The organism is Nocardia otitidiscaviarum (assembly GCF_007362295.1).
GTDB classification, from domain to species: domain Bacteria; phylum Actinomycetota; class Actinomycetes; order Mycobacteriales; family Mycobacteriaceae; genus Nocardia; species Nocardia otitidiscaviarum.
Window position 1 is genome coordinate 1,455,438 of sequence record NZ_CP041695.1, and the last position, 18,713, is coordinate 1,474,150.

The 18,713-nt window shown below is 71.8% G+C and carries 5 protein-coding genes; 3 read left to right on the top strand and 2 right to left on the bottom strand.

The genetic code is table 11. The features are described from left to right. Positions 1–240 precede the first annotated feature (240 nt). From FOH10_RS06140 to FOH10_RS06150, 3 genes are all read left to right on the top strand, one after another. Positions 241–888 carry a DUF6875 domain-containing protein gene (locus FOH10_RS06140; RefSeq protein ID WP_342355917.1) on the top strand — a complete coding sequence of 216 codons (648 nt, stop codon included), beginning with the start codon at positions 241–243 and terminating at the stop codon, positions 886–888. Positions 889–894: 6 nt separating this feature from the next. Further along, the gene (locus tag FOH10_RS06145) at positions 895–14,628 is read left to right on the top strand and encodes a non-ribosomal peptide synthetase (protein ID WP_143979986.1); all 13,734 of its coding nucleotides are present in this window, start codon (positions 895–897) and stop codon (positions 14,626–14,628) included. Positions 14,629–14,733: 105 nt separating this feature from the next. Further along, complete coding sequence (locus FOH10_RS06150; RefSeq protein ID WP_143979987.1) at positions 14,734–16,176, top strand: molybdopterin-dependent oxidoreductase; 1,443 nt, start codon at positions 14,734–14,736, stop codon at positions 16,174–16,176. Between the two features lie 20 nt (positions 16,177–16,196). Here FOH10_RS06150 and FOH10_RS06155 read toward each other — a convergent pair whose 3' ends face one another. Then, on the bottom strand, positions 16,197–16,637 hold the full coding sequence (locus tag FOH10_RS06155) for a DUF6247 family protein (RefSeq protein ID WP_051037017.1): 441 nt from the start codon (positions 16,635–16,637) through the stop codon (positions 16,197–16,199). A 72-nt stretch (positions 16,638–16,709) separates the two neighbouring features. Continuing rightward, on the bottom strand, positions 16,710–18,710 hold the full coding sequence (locus FOH10_RS06160) for a TPM domain-containing protein (protein WP_143979988.1): 2,001 nt from the start codon (positions 18,708–18,710) through the stop codon (positions 16,710–16,712). Positions 18,711–18,713 lie beyond the last annotated feature (3 nt).

Genomic DNA, 18,713 nt, shown 5'->3' on the forward strand with positions numbered 1-18,713 from the left:
ATCGGTCGAAATCGACCGGTCCTTTCTTTTTGCTTTTTGCCCCAAAAATTCGGGGCACACGCAGAAATTCGGGTATGCGACTACTCGTGTTAACAACCCATGACCGTCGCACTATTTATGTGTGTGGGCATCGGCGCCTGACGCTGTAGCTCTATCTGCCTGAGGTGAGTCATGAGCGAGCGAGTAATCGGTCCCCGCTCGGGCCTGCAATGGGTCTCATTGGGGGACAAGTCATTATCCATGTGTACCGCGGCGCGGTCCACTGTAACTTCATTCAAATCCTGGGCGGATCGTTTTCTGACCCAGCCCTGCGACGACCTGGGTCGGGACGGACCGGTATGTCCGTACGTCCGGCCCTCCATCCGACGTGATCTGCTCTGGCTGGGACAGGTCCCGGCCGTCCGGCCGCGGCTGAGCTGGATGCGCACGATCATCGAGGACGCCCTGGAAATCTATCCCGAATTACCCACCGGGAACGGCAGTTCCACCTCGGTGCTGCGCGGACTGATCACGGTGTTCCCGAACCTCGGGGACTATTCGCTGATCGACGATCTGCACGCGGAATTCAAGAGCAGCTTCGTGGAACGCGGATTCATGCTGGGACAGTTCTATCCCGGCTGTGATCAACCGGGATTGTGGAACAAGGAATTTCGGCCCCTGGACGCACCGCTGCCCATGCTGGTGGTGCGCACCATGATGACCACCGATTTCCCATTCCTACTCGGCCGTACGGAATGGATGGACGCCTACGTCCGCAAGTTCGCGCCCATGATTCCGGCGCATGTGCGATCGGTGGTGGTGGGACGCCTGACCTCCCGCGCCGACGCACCGGTACCCGCCTACGAGGTGCAGCCGGAGGATTCCGCCTGCCCGCTGCCCGCCCGGTGACCGGCCATGACGCGCGAAGTCACGGCGCAGGCGACCGCCACGGTATTTCCGCTGTCTCCGGCCCAGTCCGGCATGTGGTACGCACAGCAGCTGGACCCGAGCGTTCCGCTCTCGGAGGCCCAGTACATCGAGATGCGCGGACCACTGGATCGGGAGCGGCTGCGCACGGCCGCGATCACCGCCGCTCGCGAATTCGGTTCGGGGGTGCTGCGTCTCGTCGAGATCGACGGGGAGCCGCACCAGGTGGTCGACCCCAGCCTGGAGACCGCGGTCGGCTACCTCGACCTCAGCGGGCGGCCGGATCCGATGGCGGCGGCACTGGAGTGGATGCGCGCCGAGGTGGCCGAGCCCATCGACCTGCTGGGCGACCGGGTCGGGATGACGGTGGTGTTGAAGGTCGGCGCCGACCATCACCTCTGGTACTCGCGGGCGCACCACATCCTCATCGACGGCTTCGGCTCGGTGAGCATGCTGTATCGGGTGGCCGAGCTGTACAACGCGGCGACGCGCGGGGAGTCGGCGCCGCCGAGCAGCGCCGCCTCGCTGCTCGAGGTGCACGAAGCCGAAGTCGCGTACCGGAATTCGAGCCGCTACCGCGCGGATCAGCGGTACTGGCGCGAGATCGTGGCGGGTATGCCCGAACGCTGCTCGCTGGTCTCGGCGACCGCACCGGCCCGCGCGCTGGCCCGGGAGCAGCGCGGTGAACTGTCGCCGGAGAGGGCCGCGCGGCTCGAGGCCGCGGCGCGCCGCTTCGACGCCAGCTCCGCCACCCTGGTGATGGCGGCGCTGGCGCTGTACTACGCGCGGCTGACCGCCATGGACGAGGTGGTCATCAGCCTGCCGGTCTCCGGTCGTACCACCGCGCTGCTGCGGCGGTCGGGCGGCATGATCGCCAATGTGGTGCCGCTGCGGGTCCCGGTTCCCGACCGCGGCACCGTCGGTGACGTCATGGAGGCGTTGCGGGTGGCGGCGTCGGGTGCGCTGCGCCATCAGCGCTTCCGGCACGAGGATATGCGCGACGGCGCGGAGGATCAGCCCGAGTTCGGCCGGGGTCTGGTCGGCCCGGTCGTCAACATCATGCTGTTCCCGCGCGGGATCGACTTCGAGGGGGTGGAGTCGAGCCTGCACGTGCTCACCTCCGGACCCATCGAGGATCTGTTCGTCAACTTCTACCAGCACGGCGCCGACGCGCCGATCCATGTGGATTTCGCCGCGAATCCCCGCCTCTACGACGAGGATTCGCTCGGCCGCCACCACGGTCGCTTCCTGACACTGCTGGAATCGCTGCTCGACGCGGCTCCGGCGACGCCGCTGTCGGAGCTGGCCTACCGCAGTCTGGCCGACGAGGCGGTGTCGCGGGGCGCGTTCGGTCCGCGACCGCCGCGGCCGCGGCTGCTTCCGGACATCCTGCGGGACGGTCTGCGTCGCGCCGGGCGCGACGCCGTGGCGGTGGTGTCGGGGAACCGTCGGCTCACCTACGGCGAACTCGACGCGCTCTCGGATCGCCTGGCGCACCGGCTGATCGCCGCGGGTGCCGCGACCGGGGTGCGGGTGGGACCGGAAACACCTGTGCTGCTGGCCCTCCCACGCTCGGTGGCCGCGGTGGTCGCCGTCTGGGCGGTCACCAAGACCGGGGCCGCCTTCGTGCCGCTGGGCACCGCGCTACCCGGTGATCGCGTGCTGCGGATCGCCGGGGAGTGCGATGCGCGCTTGGGCCTGACGGTCGCGGAAACGCTTCCGGGACTGCCTGGTTCGGTCGGCTGGCTCGTGCTGGAAGCCGATTCCGGCGAACCAGTCGAGGTCGCAGGGGGTGGCCCGGAGCCGCAGAGTTGGGGGTCGCGGGGTGCGGAGCCGCAGGGGCCGCTGTCCCGCGCCCGCATCGACAATTCCGCCTATCTCGTGTTCACCTCCGGGTCGACCGGCGTCCCCAAGGGCGTGGTCGTGACCCACCGCGGCCTGGCCGGCCTGGCCGCCGCGATCGTCGATGCCTACGACGTCACCCCCGGCTCACGTGTACTGCAATGTCTCAACCCGGGTTTCGACGCCGCCGTCCTCGAATGGCTACAGGCGTTCGCGGCCGGGGCGACGCTCGTGGTCGCCGACGCCGACCCGGTGCTCGGTGGCGACATGGCCCGTATCGTGCGCGAATACGGTGTGACACAGGTGTGTTCGACACCCGCCGTGCTGGCCACCCTGGATCCCGGTGCGCTGGACGGGGTGCGGGCGGTATCCACCGGTGGGGAGCCGTGCCCGCCCGAGCTGGTGGCCCGCTTCGGTCCCGGGCGGCGGTTGTTGAATTCCTACGGCCCCAGTGAGACCACGGTGGCCGTCACCTACACCGCCGCGCTGCTGCCGGGAGTTCCTGCGGGCCTGGGGAATCCGATCCCCGGCGTGGGGGTGCTGGTATTGGACCGACTGCTGCGCCCGGTCCCGATCGGCGTGGTCGGTGAACTGTACGTGGCCGGTGCGGGCGTGGCGCGCGGTTATGCCGGGCGGCCCGGACTCACCGCGCAGCGTTTCGTGGCCGCGCCGTCCGGCGAACGCGTCTACCGCACCGGCGATCTGGTGCGCTGGACCGCCCCCGGTGTCCTGGAATACGTGGGCCGCGGCGACTTCCAGGTGAAGCTGCGCGGGATGCGGATCGAACTCGGTGAGATCGACGCCGTTCTGGATGCCCACCCGGGTGTGGAGATCGCGGTGACGGTGGCGCGCCCGATCGGCGCCGGGACCGCCCTGGCGTCCTATGTGGTGCCGGTGGCGGGCGCCCGGATCGGTGAGCCGGAACTGCTCGAGCACGCCGCCCGGCGGCTGCCCCCGTACATGGTGCCCGCCACCGTGACGGTGCTGGGTGCGCTGCCGCTCACCGGCAACGGCAAGGTGGACCGCGCGGCCCTGCCGGAACCGGTGGTGGCGTCGCCGGTGCGGCGGCGCGCGGCGGCCACCGAGGCCGAGCGTCTGCTGTGCGAATTGTTCGGCGAGGTACTGGGTTCCGGGCCGGTGGACCCCGAGTCCTCCTTCTTCGCCCTGGGCGGCGATTCCATCATGGCCATCGGCCTGGTGTCGCGCGCCCGCGCCGCCGGGCTGGTGTTCTCCGCGCGCGACGTGTTCGAACACCGCACCCCTGCCGCCTTGGCCGCCGCCGCGCACCGGACGTCCGATGCGCCGCGTCGCCTCCCGGAGCTGCCGGGTGGGGGAGTGGGTCGCATGCCGCTCACCCCCATCGCCGCCTGGCTGCTGGCGCGTCCGGGCTGGGAGCGTTTCGCCCAGTCCATGGTGGTGCGGCTACCCATCGGCATCGAACCCGCGGCCCTGGCCCGCACGGTGCAGGGACTGCTGGATCGCCACGATATGCTGCGCGCCCGGGTGGTGGAATCGGTGGCGGGACCGGTGCTCGAAGTGCCGCCGCCGCAGGTCGCCGACGCGGAACGGCTGCTGACCCGGGTGCCGTGCGGTGATCCCGACCCGCGCGTCGACCGCGAACTCGCCGAGGCCGTGCGGCGGCTCGATCCCCGTGGCGGCCGGATGCTCGCCCTGACCTGGCTGGATCCGGGGCCGGCGGCGTCGGGACGCCTGATCGTCGCCGCTCACCATCTCGCCTGCGACGCCGTCTCCTGGCGCATCTTGCTGCCGGATCTCATGACCGCGTGGTCGCGAACCTGCACCGGACATGCCGCCGACCTGCCGGAGACGGGAACGTCCGTACGCACCTGGGCGCATGTCCTGCATGCCCTGGCTGTCGATGAGGACGCGGACGGGCTGCCGGAGGGTTTCGCCGACCGGTTCGGCGGCCTCGAGCACTGGCGTGCCGTCCTGGCTCCGGACCCGGTCCTCGGTCGCCGTCGGCTCGACCCGGCCGTGGACACGCATCGGACGGCGGGCCGGATTCGCGTGGAGTTGCCCGAGGCCGAGACCGAGGTGCTGCTCACGCGGGTGGCGGCGGCCTACCGCTGCGGCGTGGAGGAGGCACTGCTAGCGGGGCTGGTGCTGGCGCTGGCGCGGTTCCGCGCGCGCCGCGGGCGGCCCGATGCCGAGACCGTGGTGACCGTGGAGCGGCACGGCCGGGACGAGGCCGTCGCTCCCGGCGCGGAGCTGTCGCGGACGGTCGGCTGGTTCACCCGGCAGGTGCCACTGCGGATCGGGCCCGCCGCGGAAACCGTTGCGGCGGTAGTGAAGACCGTCAAGGAGCAGGTGCGCTCGGTACCCGCGGGCGGTGTCGGCTACGGTCTGCTGCGATATCTGAACCCGGCCGGGGGAGACCTCGCCGCGTTGCCGGAGCCGCAAATCGGCTTCAACTACCTCGGACAGATTCCCGGTGCCGCCGTCGAGGCCGACTGGATGCCGGTGGGGATGACGGATCGGCTGGGCGGGCACGCGCATCCGGATATGCCGCTGGCCGCGGTGTTGTCGGTGGACGCCGCCGCCCTGGTGACCGAGCGGGGCACCCGACTGCACGCCGTCTGGCAGTACGCCTGCGCGGCCATCGACCACGAGGCCGCCGACGAACTCGCCCATGACTGGCTGGCGGCGGTGACCGAGATCGCGCGGCGGCTGACCGAGCCGGAGGCGGGCGGCCGCACGCCGAGCGACCTTCCGCTGGTCGCCACCACGCAGGCCGAGATCGATTCCTGGGAGGCGCGTTTCGGCCACCTGGACGATGTGTGGCCGCTGACGCCGCTGCAACGCGGCCTGCTGTTCCAGGCGCAGCTCGCCCCGGACGGGCTGGACGGCTATTCGGTGCAGGCCGTGATCGATATCGAGGCCGAACTCGATCGCGATCGGCTGGCCGCCGCGGCCGCCGCCCTGGTGCGTCGCCATCCGGCCCTGCGGGCGGCCTTCGTGCAGACCGCGGAAACGGCGGTGCAGGTGATCGTCTCGGACGTGGAGGTGCCCTGGACCGAGCTGGACGCGCACGGTGCCACCGACGCCGAACTCGACGAGCTCGCGGCACGGCAGTTGCGCATCCCGTTCGAGGTGGATCGCCCACCGCTGCTGCGCTTCGCCTGTATCGCGGTGGCCCCGATCCGGTTCCGGCTCGTCATCACCAACCACCACCTGATTCTCGACGGCTGGTCCATGCCGCTGCTGTTCGGTGACCTCGTCGCCCTCTACGAAACGGGTGGCAGTGACACCGGATTCGCGGAGCCGCCCGCGCCGCGCCGCTATCTGGAATGGCTCGCCGCCCGTCCGCGCGACCCGGCCCGCGCCGCCTGGACCTCGGCCCTGGCCGGACTGGACGGCCCCACCCTGGCCGCACCGTCCGCGCCCCGGGGCGAGGCGGCCACTGCGCCCGTCGCCCACGAGGTGCCGCTGCCCGAGGGCTGCGCGGCGAGGCTGCGCCGCGCCGCCGCCGACCGCGAGGTCACCGTGAACACCCTGGTGCAGGTGGCGTGGGCGCTGCTGCTCGCCGAGCTGACCGGTGACACCGATATCGTCTTCGGCGCAACGGTTTCCGGCCGCCCGCCGGAGCTGCCCGGCTCCGATCGCATGATCGGCATGCTGGTCAACACCGTCCCGGTGCGCATCACCCTGCGACCCGCCGAATCCGTGACCGACCTGCTCACCCGTGTCCGAGCCGAGCAGAGCGCCCTCGCCGAACACCACACGCTGGGGCTGGACGAGATCCAGGCGCTGGCCGGGATCGGCCCGCTCTTCGATACGGCGACGGTCTTCGAGTCCTATCCGGTCGACGCCGCGGCCCTCACCGCCGCGACCCGCCAGGCCCGCCTGCGCGTCACCGGCATCCGCGGCCACGACGGCACCCACTACCCGCTGGCCCTGGCCACCTACGCCGGAGACGGCCTGCGCCTGGTCCTCAGCCGCTCACCCCGCCACTTCGACGCCGACCAGGCCGAGTCGATGGCCCGCGCCCTGTCCCGCATCCTCACCACCTTGGCCGACGGCGACAACCTCCGCACCGCCGAGATACGCGGCACAGCCGATCGCGGACACACGGAATGGTCCGGCTCTCCCGCACTTCCGCCACGTCTCCTACCGGATCTCCTGACCGCCACCGGGTCACCGGACGCCCTCGCCGCGACCATGGCCACCCCGAATCCGACCGTGCCCGCGCGGCGCGGCGAGCCCGTCGCTGGGGACGTCGGTCGGGGCGGAGGCGTGGAGCCGGGTTCGAGCGGGCACGCGACGCCAGGCTCGAATGTTCACGGCGGCGACGGGTTCGGTACGACGGCGGTTACCTACGCCCAGCTCGACGAGCTGTCCAATCGCCTTGCCCGCGTGCTGATTCGGGCCGGTGCCGGACCGGAGCGTACCGTGCTGCTCGCACTGCCGCGCTCGGTCGACCAGATGATCGCGCTGTGGGCGGTCGCCAAGACCGGCGCGGCGTTCGTGCCGGTGGACTGCGAGCAGCCCGCCGCGCGGACGGCCGCCATCGCCGCCGAATGCGGTGCGGTTCTGGGCGTCAGCGCGGCGGGAGCGGATGCGGCACTCCCGGATTCGGTGCGCTGGCTGCTGCTCGACGATCCCGAGACCGGCGCGGCCACCGCCGCCGTATCGGGCGCTGCCGTCGATGACACCGCCCGGCTCGCACCGCTGCGACCCGAGCATCCGGCCTACGTGGTGTTCACCTCCGGCTCCACCGGAACCCCCAAGGGCGTGGTGGTCACACACGCGGGCCTGGTGAACCTGGTCGCCGCCGCGGCGTCCAACGGCCGCATCGGCCCCGATTCCCGCCTGTTGCACGCCCTGAACCCGAGTTTCGACGCCGCGATCCTGGTGTGGCTGAGCGCCTTCGCTCTCGGGGCCACGCTCGTCATCGCCCCGCTCGAGGCGAGTGCGGGCGGTGAACTGGCCGACGCCATCGCGACCGGTGCGCCGACCCACCTGATCTGCACGCCCGGCGTCCTCGCCACCCTGCGCGACGAACAGCTGCGCGGCGTGGCGATGGCGATCGTCGGCGGTGAACTCTGCCCGCCCGCGCTGGTCGCACGGCTGGGTTCCACTCGCGCCCTGGTGAATTCCTACGGCCCGGCCGAAACCTCGGTGGCGGTGAGTTTCGGCGACCCCATGACCCCCGACACCGCCGCCGTCGTGGGCGCGCCGGTACCGGGTGCCACCCTGCTGGTGCTCGACCGCTGGCTGCGGCCCGTTCCGGTGGGCACGGTCGGCGAGCTGTACGTGCGCGGCCCGGGCCTGGCCCGCGGATACGCCGGGCGCACCGCCCTGACCGCGAGCCGCTTCGTAGCCGACCCGTTCACGGTGGGCCAACGGCTGTACCGCACCGGCGATCTGGTGCGCCATACCGCGCCCGGTGCCCTGGAATACGTGGGGCGCGGCGATTCCCAGGTCAAGGTGCGCGGAATCCGGGTCGAGCCAGGGGAAGTGGATTCCGCGCTCACCGCGCATCCCCAGGTGGAGTCGGCCGTCACGGTGGCCCGGCCCACCCGCGCGGGCACGACCGCACTGTGCTCCTACATCACCTTCCGCACCCCGACAGCCGCCGAGCCTCCGCTGTTCGCCGGGTCGAGCGTGCCGCTGTCAGGCACTGGGTCGAGTGTGCCGCTGTCGGACACCGAGCCGACCTTCCCGCCGCAGGTCGCCGAGTCTGCCGCGCCGCTGTCGGACACTGCGCCGACCGTGTCGCCGTCGGACACCGAGCCGAGCGTCCCATCGCAGGACGCTGAGCCTGCCGTGTCGCCGTCGGACGCCGAGCCGAGCGTCCCATCGCAGGACGCTGAGCCTGCCGTGTCGCCGTCGGACGCCGAGCCGAGCGTCCCATCGCAGGACGCTGCGCCTGCCGTGCCACCGTCGGTCACCGAGCTGACCGCGTGGCTGTCCGCGCGGCTGCCGCGCTATCTGGTGCCGTCGAGTATTACCGTGCTGCCCGAGCTGCCGCGCACCGCGAGCGGCAAGGTCGACCTACGCGCCCTGCCCGAACCCGAAGCGCCGCACACGGAGTACGTGGCTCCGACCGGTACCGCGGCCGTTGTGGCCGATACCTTCGCCGAGGTGCTGCACGCCGACCACGTGGGTGCCCGCGACGACTTCTTCGCTCTCGGCGGCGATTCACTGCTCGCCGCCCGGGTTGCCGCCCGGCTGAGCGCGGCCCTGCACACCACTGTCCCGGTGCGCACCCTGTTCGAGGCACCCGTGGTGGCCGATCTCGCCCGCCGTCTGGACACCGCGACCACGGCCGCCCCACCGCCGCTGGTATCGGGCCCACGGCCCGACCGGATACCGCTGTCCCCGGCCCAGCAGCGCATGTGGTTCGTCAATCGCTACGACCCGACATCCCCGGCCTACAACATTCCGCTGGCCCTGCGACTCTCGGGCGACCTCGATCGAACAGCATTGCGTCACGCACTTTCCGACGTGCTGGAACGGCATGAAGCACTGCGCACCGTCTATCCGGACATCGATGGCGTCGGCAGCCAGCGCATCGTGGCGGCCGCGGCGGTGGAACTCGACCTGACCCCGATCCCCGTGCGCGCGGCCGATATCGGCGCGGCGGTGGCGGCCGCCGTCGGCACCGGGTTCGATGTCACCGCCTCGGTTCCCCTGCGGCTGAGGCTGTTCCGGGTCGAGGGGACCGACGACTTCGTCCTGGTGGTGGTCGCCCACCACATCACCTTGGACGGGTACTCGATGGCACCACTGGTCCGGGATGTGGTGACCGCCTATACCGCACGCGTGCGCGGCGCCGCACCCGCGTGGCAGCCGCTACCCGTGCAGTACGCCGACTACGCGCTCTGGCAACACACCCGCCTGGGCGCCGCCGACGACCCGGAATCCCTGCTGCACCACCAGCTTCGATACTGGTCCGACGTCCTCGCCGACGCACCCGACCAGCTGGACCTGCCCACCGACCGACCTCGCCCGGCCCGTGCTTCGCATCGCGCCGCCGAGGTTTCCGACCGCCTGGACGCCGACCTGACGGCGGCCATGGACCACTGCGCCCGAACCCGGCGCGCGACCCCGTTCATGGTCCTGCACGCCGCGCTGTCGGTCCTGCTGGCCCGGCTCAGCGGTGCCCGCGACGTGGTGATCGGCACGCCCATCGCCGGACGCGGTGACCGCGAACTGGACGACCTCGTCGGCATGTTCGTCAACACCCTTGCCCTGCGCACCGATATCCGCGCCGAGGAGGGCTTCGGCGCACTGCTCGAACGCGTGCGCCGCACCGACCTGGAGGCGTTCGGCCACGCGGACCTGCCCTTCGAGCGCCTCGTCGAGGAGCTGGCACCGGCCCGGTCCGCAGCCCGGCACCCGATCACCCAGGTCATGCTGGTGTTCCAGAACCTCACCCACCCGGAGTTCACCCTCCCGGGCCTGCGGGTGGCACCCCTGGAGCTGCCCCGGACCGTGAGCCGATTCGACCTGAGCCTCACCGTCTCCGGCGGCGCGGACGGCATGGAGCTGCGCTGCGACTACGCCACCGACCTGTTCGACGCCACCACCGTGCGCATGCTCCTGCGGCGACTGGTGCGACTGCTCACCGTTGTCACCGCCGATCCGGCCCGACCGGTGGGTGATATCGAGCTGTGCACCGAGACGGAACTGCGCCGCCAGCGCACGCACACCCCGCCCGTGGCGACGCCGCGTCCGCTGGCGGATCTCCTGGCCGAGGCCGTCGCCGCCAACCCGGACGGCGTGGCCGTCCGCTGTGCGGACCGCCAGCTCACCTATCGGGAACTCGACACTCGCGCCGAACGGCTGGCCCGGCAGTTGACCCGCGCGGGTGCGGGACCGGAAACCGTGGTGGCCGTGGGTATTCCGCGTTCGCTCGAATCGGTCCTCGCCGTCTGGGCCGTCACCCGCACCGGGGCCGCCTTCGTCCCCGTGGACCCGTCCTATCCGCCCGAGCGGATCACGCACATCATCGACACGGCCGGGGTGCGCCTCGGTCTGACCGTGCCCGCCTGCCGAGACCGCCTGCCCGCCACCGTGCACTGGTGGAACCTGGACAGCCGGCATCCGGACGACGCGGACATCGGGCCGACCGCCGCCGAGCAGCACCGACCCCCGCCTCGGATCCGCCCCGAGCACCCGGCGTACGTGCTGTTCACCTCCGGCTCGACCGGTGCCCCGAAGGGCGTGCTGGTCACCCACGCCGGACTGGCGAATATGGCGGCCGCACAGCGGAAGCGGTGCCACCTGACCTCCGACTCGCGGGTACTGCACGTCGCCTCACCGAGTTTCGACGCCTCGGTACTGGAATTGGTCATGGCGGCGAGTGCTGCGGCGACCCTGGTGGTGGCCCCGCCGACCGTCTTCGCGGGCAGCGAACTCGCGGATCTGCTGGCGCGCGAACAGGTATCGCATATCGCGCTCACCCCGTCGGCATTGGCCACGGTCGATCCGGCCGGATTGGACGCACTCCGGGTGATCATCAACGGCGGCGAGCCCTGCCCGCCGGAGCTGGTGGCCGCCTGGTCGGCCCCGGGTCGCGCGCACTACAACGATTACGGCCCGACCGAGGCGACGGTGTGGGCGACCGGCAGCGCCGCACTGCATCCGGGGGACACCGTCACCATCGGCACGCCCGCACCCGGCGTGCGGGCCGTGATTCTCGATGCCCGGCTGCGCCCGGTCCCCGATGGTGTGGTGGGGGAGCTGTACCTGTCCGGGATCACCCTCGCCCGTGGCTACATCGGGCGCGGCGACCTGACCGCGGCTCGTTTCGTCGCCGATCCGTACGGCGCCGCGGGGGAGCGCATGTATCGCACCGGCGATCTGGTGCGGCGGCGCGGCACCGAGCTCGAATATCTGGGCCGTACCGACAATCAGGTGAAGCTGCGCGGCCTGCGCATCGAACTCGGTGAGGTGGAGGCGGCGCTGACCGCCGACCCGGCCGTCGCTCACGCGGTGGCCGTCGTCCGTGCCGACGGTCGCGGTGACGCGCTGGTCGCCTACGTGCTGGGCGCGGCCGGGCCGCCGGATGTCGCGCAGCTGAAACGCGCTGTCGCGCAGCGACTCCCGTCCTATATGGTGCCCTCGGCCATCGTGGTGCTTGACTCCCTGCCGCGCTCCGCCAACGGCAAGCTCGACCTCGACGCACTGCCCGCGCCGCAGCACACCGCAGTCGAACGCCGGGCCCCCGAAACCGCCGCCGAGCGCGCGGTGGCGACCGCGTTCCAGGAGGTGCTGGCGGTCGAACGGGTCTGGCTCGACGACGACTTCTTCGCCCTCGGCGGCAATTCGCTCATCGCCACCCGCGTGGTGGCCCGCCTCGGCGCGGCCTTGGACGCCGCCGTACCGGTGCGGGCACTGTTCGACGCTCCCACGGTGGCGGAGCTGGCCGAACTCGTCACCTCCGGTGCCACGTCCGGCCGCACCCGGCCCGGTCCGCGGCCGCGTCCGGAACGCATCCCGCTGTCGGCAGCGCAGCGGCGCATGTGGTTCCTGAACCGCTACGACCCGGAATCGCCCGCTTACAACATCCCCGCCGCCTTCGACATCACCGGGGCACTGGACATTTCGGCGCTGCGCGCCGCGCTGGACGATGTGGTGGCACGGCACGAGATCCTGCGCATCCGCTACCCGGTCGACGCGGACGGCCTGCCCCGGCAGGAGATCCTGGCTCCCGCACCGGGAATGACCCCGGTGCGCGAACTCGAGGTGGCCGCAGACGAACTCGACGACATGCTGGCGGCCCGGCTGTCCCGTGGCTTCGACCTCACCCGGGAGACCCCGTTGCGCGTCTGGGTGCTGCGCCTGGCACCCGAACACGCCGTGCTGGCCATGGCGGTCCACCACATCGCCGCCGACGGCTGGTCGATGGGACCGTTGGCTCGAGATGTGCTGGCCGCGTACGCATCCCGCCTGTCCGGTGAACCGCCCCGGTGGACGCCGCTGCCCCTGCAATACGCCGATTACGCGCTCTGGCAACACGATCTGCTCGGCGCCGCCGACGATCCGGCCGGTCTCGCCCACCGCCAGCTGGAGTTCTGGCGCACCACCCTCGACGGCCTGCCCGAACGGCACGCCATCCCCACCGACCGGCCCCGCCCGGCCACCCCCTCGGGCAGCGGCGACCGCATCGCCTTCACCATTCCGGCCGAGGTGCACGACCGCGTCCACGTGCTGTCCCGGGCAGCCGGTGCGAGCCCGTTCATGGTGGCGCACACCGCACTCGCGGTCCTGCTGGCCCGCCTGTCCGGTGTCCCCGATATCGCCATCGGCTCGGTGGTCGCGGGCCGCGGCGACGGGGAGTTGGACGATCTGGTGGGCATGTTCGTCAATACCGTCGTGCTGCGTTCCCATCTAGACCCGGCACTGAGCTTCACCGCCGCGCTGTCCGACACCCGCCGCGCCGACCTGGCCGCCTACGGCAATCTCGACCTCCCCTTCGAGCAGGTGGTCGAGGCCCTGGCACCGACCCGCGACACCGCGCATCATCCGCTGTTCCAGGTGCTGCTGGCATTCCAGAACCTGCCCCCGGCGGCGACCGCGCTGCCCGGTCTGCACGTTCGACCACTCGACACCGCGGTCCCCGGCGCCAAGTTCGATCTGGAATGGATGCTCGCCGAACACTTCGGCCCCGCCGGAGAGCCCGCCGGCATCACCGGCTCGCTCATCTTCGCCACCGACCTGTTCGACCGCACCACCGCCCAGACCATGGCCGATGGCCTCGAGCGCCTGATCGAGGCGGCGACCACCGCGCCCGAGAGCACCCTCGCCGAACTCACCGGCTGGACCGGCGTGGCCACGGCGACCGCTGTCCCGACGGTGCACGGCCGCCCCGAACCGGTCCCGCTGCGTCCCTACCGCGCACCCCGTACCGAACTGGAACGACTGGTCGTCGACGCCTTCGAGGCCGTACTGGAGAATCCGCGAATCGGCTTGGACGACAACTTCTTCGACCACGGCGGCAACTCCATGGCGGCGGTCCGACTGGCCGAGCGGTTGCGTGCCAGCACGGGCGACGCCGTACCGCTGCACCTGATGTTCGCCGCACCCACCCCGGCCGCACTGGCCCGCCGCCTGAGCGAGAGCACCCCCGATTCCGCCGCGGACATACTGCTGCCCCTGCGGTCGACCGGCACCGCACCGGCGCTGTTCTGCCTCCACCCCGCCATCGGATTGGCCTGGTGCTACGCGGGATTGGTGCGGTACATCGACCCGGCGCGGCCCGTCCATGGCATCCAGTCACCGGGCATTCCCGACGGCGGCACGGTCGGCGATCTCGCCACCCGCTACGCCGACGAGATCCAGCGAACCCAACCGAACGGCCCCTACCATCTGCTCGGCTATTCGGCGGGCGGGCTGCTGGCCCACGCCGTGGCGGTGGAGTTGCGCCGCCGCGGCGCACCGGTGCCCTCGCTGATCATGATGGACGCCCGCGCCGACGTCGAGGTCACCGACGATCGCATGCCCGCCCCCGAACTGCTGCTCGCCGAGTTCGGCGGGGTGGACGTCCCGGAGGGCGTCGCCCTGACCGCCGAACGCGCGGCCGAACTGTTGCGCTCGACCACCGGCGCGGCCAGCGCCCTCACGGCCGCCGATCTCGACCGCCTCTACCGTGACCTACGCCACCTGCTCCACCGCATCGGCGCCCACCGCCCCGAGGTCTTCGACGGCGACGTGCTGTTCTTCACCGCCGCGGCCGGGCCGCCCGAACCCAACGTGGATACCTGGATTCCGTATGTCGACGGCGAAATACACGAGGTCACGCTCGATTTCGAACACAACCGGCTGATCACGCCGGAGGCGCTGGCCGATATCGGACCGCGGGTGGACGCGTACCTGGCGGGCCACCGCTCACCGTCGGCACCGCGAGACTGAGTATGCACCGGATTTCCGGCCGATGGTGGCGAACCCCGCGAGGCGCTCCCCGGGTTGGGGAACAATGGGCCGAGACGACCGATCGTGTGGGAAGCAGGTTCGACTGTGTCGAGGAACGGGAAGCGCCGGGCGTTCGGGGCCGCCGCGGTGGGACTGGGTGCCCTGGGCGCCGGTGAGCTGATTGCCGCGAGCGGCGGGGGTTCGCTCATCGACGGAGTGAGTCGGCTGCTGGTCGACACCGCGCCCACCCCGGTGGTCGAGGCCACCGTGGCCATGTCGGGGGAACACGACAAGGAGACCACCCGCGTCGGCACCGTCCTGGGCGGTGTCGCCGCCGCGGCCGGACTGTCGGCGCTGCCCGAACGGTTGCGCGTCCCCGCCGCGCTCGCCGCCGGGGCCGGGGTCGGCGCGCTGTCGCTGCGGCGGCCGACTCGTTCCGGGTCCGCGGTCGCCGGGAGCGTCGCCGCGGCCGCCGTGCTCGGCGCCGGACTGCGGCGTCCGCCACGCGGGCCGGGCGCCCGGTTGCTCTGGGCCACCGCCGGTGCCGGTCTCCTCGCGGGTGCGGAGACCCTGTTGCGCCGGGCCGACCGCCGCTACCGCGAGCGCGCGCAGCGGGTCGGTCCCATGGGCGCCCACCAGCCGATCCCCGACGACGGCCTCGGCATCGAACGCGGTCTGTCACCGCTCATCACCACGAGCACGAAGTTCTATGTGGCGGACGTGAATTCGCGCCCGCCCCGGCTCGATCCCGAACACTGGCGGTTGTCCATCAGCGGTATGGTCGCGCACTCGCTGCGCCTGTCGCTGCGTGAATTGGCCGAGCAGGCCGAGGAATTCGACGCGGTCATGGTGTGCGTGCACAATACCGTCGCCGCCGGGCGCGCCGGGAACGCCCGCTGGCTCGGGGTGCCGCTGACCACGCTGTTCGATCACGCCCTGCCCGAAACCGGCGCCACCCGCCTGGTCACCCGCGCCAGCGACGGATTCACCATCTCGCTGCCGCTGGCTCCGCTGCGCACGGGCGAGTGGCCCGGGTACCTGGTCATCGGCATGAACGGTGAACCGCTCAGCCCCGAACACGGTTTCCCGGCCCGGGTTTTCGTGCCCGGCCTGTACGGTCAGTACACCGGCGCGAAGTGGCTCACCGAACTGGAACTCACCGACGACAGCCACCTGGACTACTGGTGGAAGCGCGGCTGGACCAGTGAGCCGCTGTGGGTGCGCCCGCAGGCCCGCATCGACGTCGCCTCGGTCGGCAGTCCCGGTTCCGGCAAATGCACCGTCGCGGGCGTCGCCTGGGCGCCGCCGCACGGCGTGGCGGGCGTCGAGATCCGCATCGACGAAACCGAATGGCTCCCGGTCGAACTCGGCGCCGAACTCGCCCCGGCCGCGTGGCGGCGCTGGCGCACCGTTGTCGACCTCCCACCCGGCCCGCACACCGTGGAGGCCCGCGTCACCAGCCGCTCCGGCGAGGTCCAGGACGCCGACGTGCGCCCGCCGTATCCGCTCGGCCCGGGCGGTCTGCACCGGGTCACGGTCGACGCCTGAGCCGGACGGCCCGCGGCGGATCACAGCCGCGGATCGTTGACCAAGCGGAAGTCGTGCAGGTTGTCGCGGTCCCCGGTGGCGGTGAAGTAGCGCCCCGGTAGTTCGTTGGCGGGCATATCGCAGGCGCGGGCGATCACCGAGGCGGGCAGGCGCAGCAGATCCCGGCCCAGATGCCAGGGGGTGACGAGACGGGCCTCGTCGCCGAAGAGCAGCACGCAGCGCACCGGCACCCGGCCGTCGGGCAGCAGCGCGCGATCGGCGGTGTGCCGCCAGGTGGCCAGGGTGTCGAACAATCCCGTGAGGTCGAGACTTTCGCGCGCCACGTCGAGGGCGTCGGAGTATTCGCGATCGAAGCGCTGCACATCCGCCGGATCCAGACAGGACCGGATCGCGGCCGGGCTGGCATGTGCGGGTAGCGGAAATCCGTGCTCGAACTTGGCGTAACCATGCTCGGCTGTCATGAACCCACGCTAGTCCGCGTCTCCGATCTCCGGTTGCGAAACGGTGCGCATGCCCGCAAGTCGGAGCCGACGTCAGAAACGCCCGCCGCGGCTGATGCGCCGCGAACCCTGCGACCCGCCGAAGGACCCGGGCCCCATCCCGCGGCCGCCACCACGGCTGAATCCGCCGCCGAACCCACCGCCGCGCCGGTACCCGGTGCCCATCCCGCGCAGCATGCCGTCGATGAGAATGCCGCCCAGCACCGCGCCGGTCTGCGAGCCGCCGGTGGGTGTGTGGCTGGCCTGCCAGGACCGCACGTTCGCCTCGGCGGTGTGCAGGGCGCTGGCCCCGAGTTCCACTGCGCGCTGGGCCGATTGCAGCGCCTCGCCGGGGTTCGTGGTGGCGAGCTCCTGCGCCCGGTCCAGATGGCGTTGGGCCTCGGCCAATCGGGTGCGGGGTTCGGCGTCCACGCCGCCGCGCCGGGTGCTGATGAAATCGGCCGCGGCATTGATGCGTCCGCGCGCGGCCGTCATGGCCTGATCGAGGCGTCGCGCCAGATCGTCGGCGGCCAGCTTGCGGTCGGTGGCGGCGGCGATCGCCTTGTCCAGGGCGGTGTCCGCGGCCACCGCCCGCTGGAAGACTCCGAGCGGGTTGGCGTCGCCGTTGGCGGTGGCGTCCTCCAGGGCGTCGCGCGCCGCGCTGGTCGCCGCGGGCAGTTCGGTTCCGCCGTGGGCGCCGAGGGTTTCGGCCGTGGCGAGATCGCGCCGCAGCTCGGCCACCATCGCGGCCAGTCCGGAACGCGCGGCGGCGATATCGGTGGCGGCGGTGTCCACGGCGTCCAGCAGCGTGCGCGCCGCGTCCACCGCCGATTCGGCGGCGCGGATGGCTCCGACCGCGGCGCCCTGCTCACCCACCGGCCGGGCAGCCGCAGCCCGTCCCTGCTCGATATTGTGCTCCGCGAACGCGATTCGCTCGCGCGCCATGTTCACATTGTCGCGAATGGGCGCGATCACCGATGCCGGATGCTCCCGCACCAGCGTGTCCAGCGTCGTCTCCGCGCCCGGCATCCGCGCCGTCAGCTCCACCAGGCTCCGGGTCAGCGCGTCCAGCCGGTCTCCGGCATTGATGAGCAGATTGCGCATGGCGTCGAATTCGTCGACCTTGGCGTCGAGTTCCCGGTCGGCGCGCCCGCAGGTGGCGATGAGGTCCACCAGCATGCCGCGGCGCTGATCCGGGGACTCCGGGATCGCGTCGTCGAGCTGCTGGCGGATCGAGAACGCTGTGGCCAATGCGTGTTTCGCGGCCTCCAGTGCGGCGGCGAAGGGCGCGGTGGTGGTGTTGCCGAATTCGTCAGTGGCCAAACGCAATTCCTCGGTGCTGGTGCGAATCGCGTTGTCGATGTCCACGAGCAGTTCCCGCGAGCGCGTGTCGAGGGTCGGCAGCGGCAGTGCGGTCAGCGCGGCGGTGTCGGTCGGGTCGATCTCCCGCACCCGCTCCAGTTCCCGCCGCTCCCGCTCGGCCCGCCGGGACCGCGACCACCACCACAGCCCCGCCACCAGCAGCACCACCACCGCCGCGACGATCAGCAGCGGCAGCGGGTTGGTCCCGGGCGGATTCATGGCCGCCGACAGCCCGTGCGCGGTCGCCACCGCGGCCCCGGCCCAGTCCTCGGCGCGCAGTCTGGGTTCCACGTCTTCGGTGAGCATGCGGTCCAGGTCGCTCTCGCCGACATCCTGGGGAAGGCTGCCGGTGAACGCGTAGGCGCGGTCGTCCACGGCGACGGACAGCAGCACATCCCGATCCCCGAGATTGGAGGCCGCCGCCGTGCGCTCACCCCACTCCCGGGGGTCCATTCCGGCGAAGTCGCGCACATAGACGACCCACAGCCGTTCGCGTTCGGCGCCGTACAGCTCCTCCACGGCCGCCGCGACCTCGGCCTCCTGCGCGTCGCTCAACACCCGCGCGGTGTCGGTGACGTACCCGGGCAGCCGCGTCGGCTGCTCCGCGCGCGCCACCGCGGGCTGGCCGGCCAGCAGTGTGAAGGCCAGCAGAAAGCCGGTCAGGACCAGGATCAGTGGCTTCGGTGGCGCCATGGT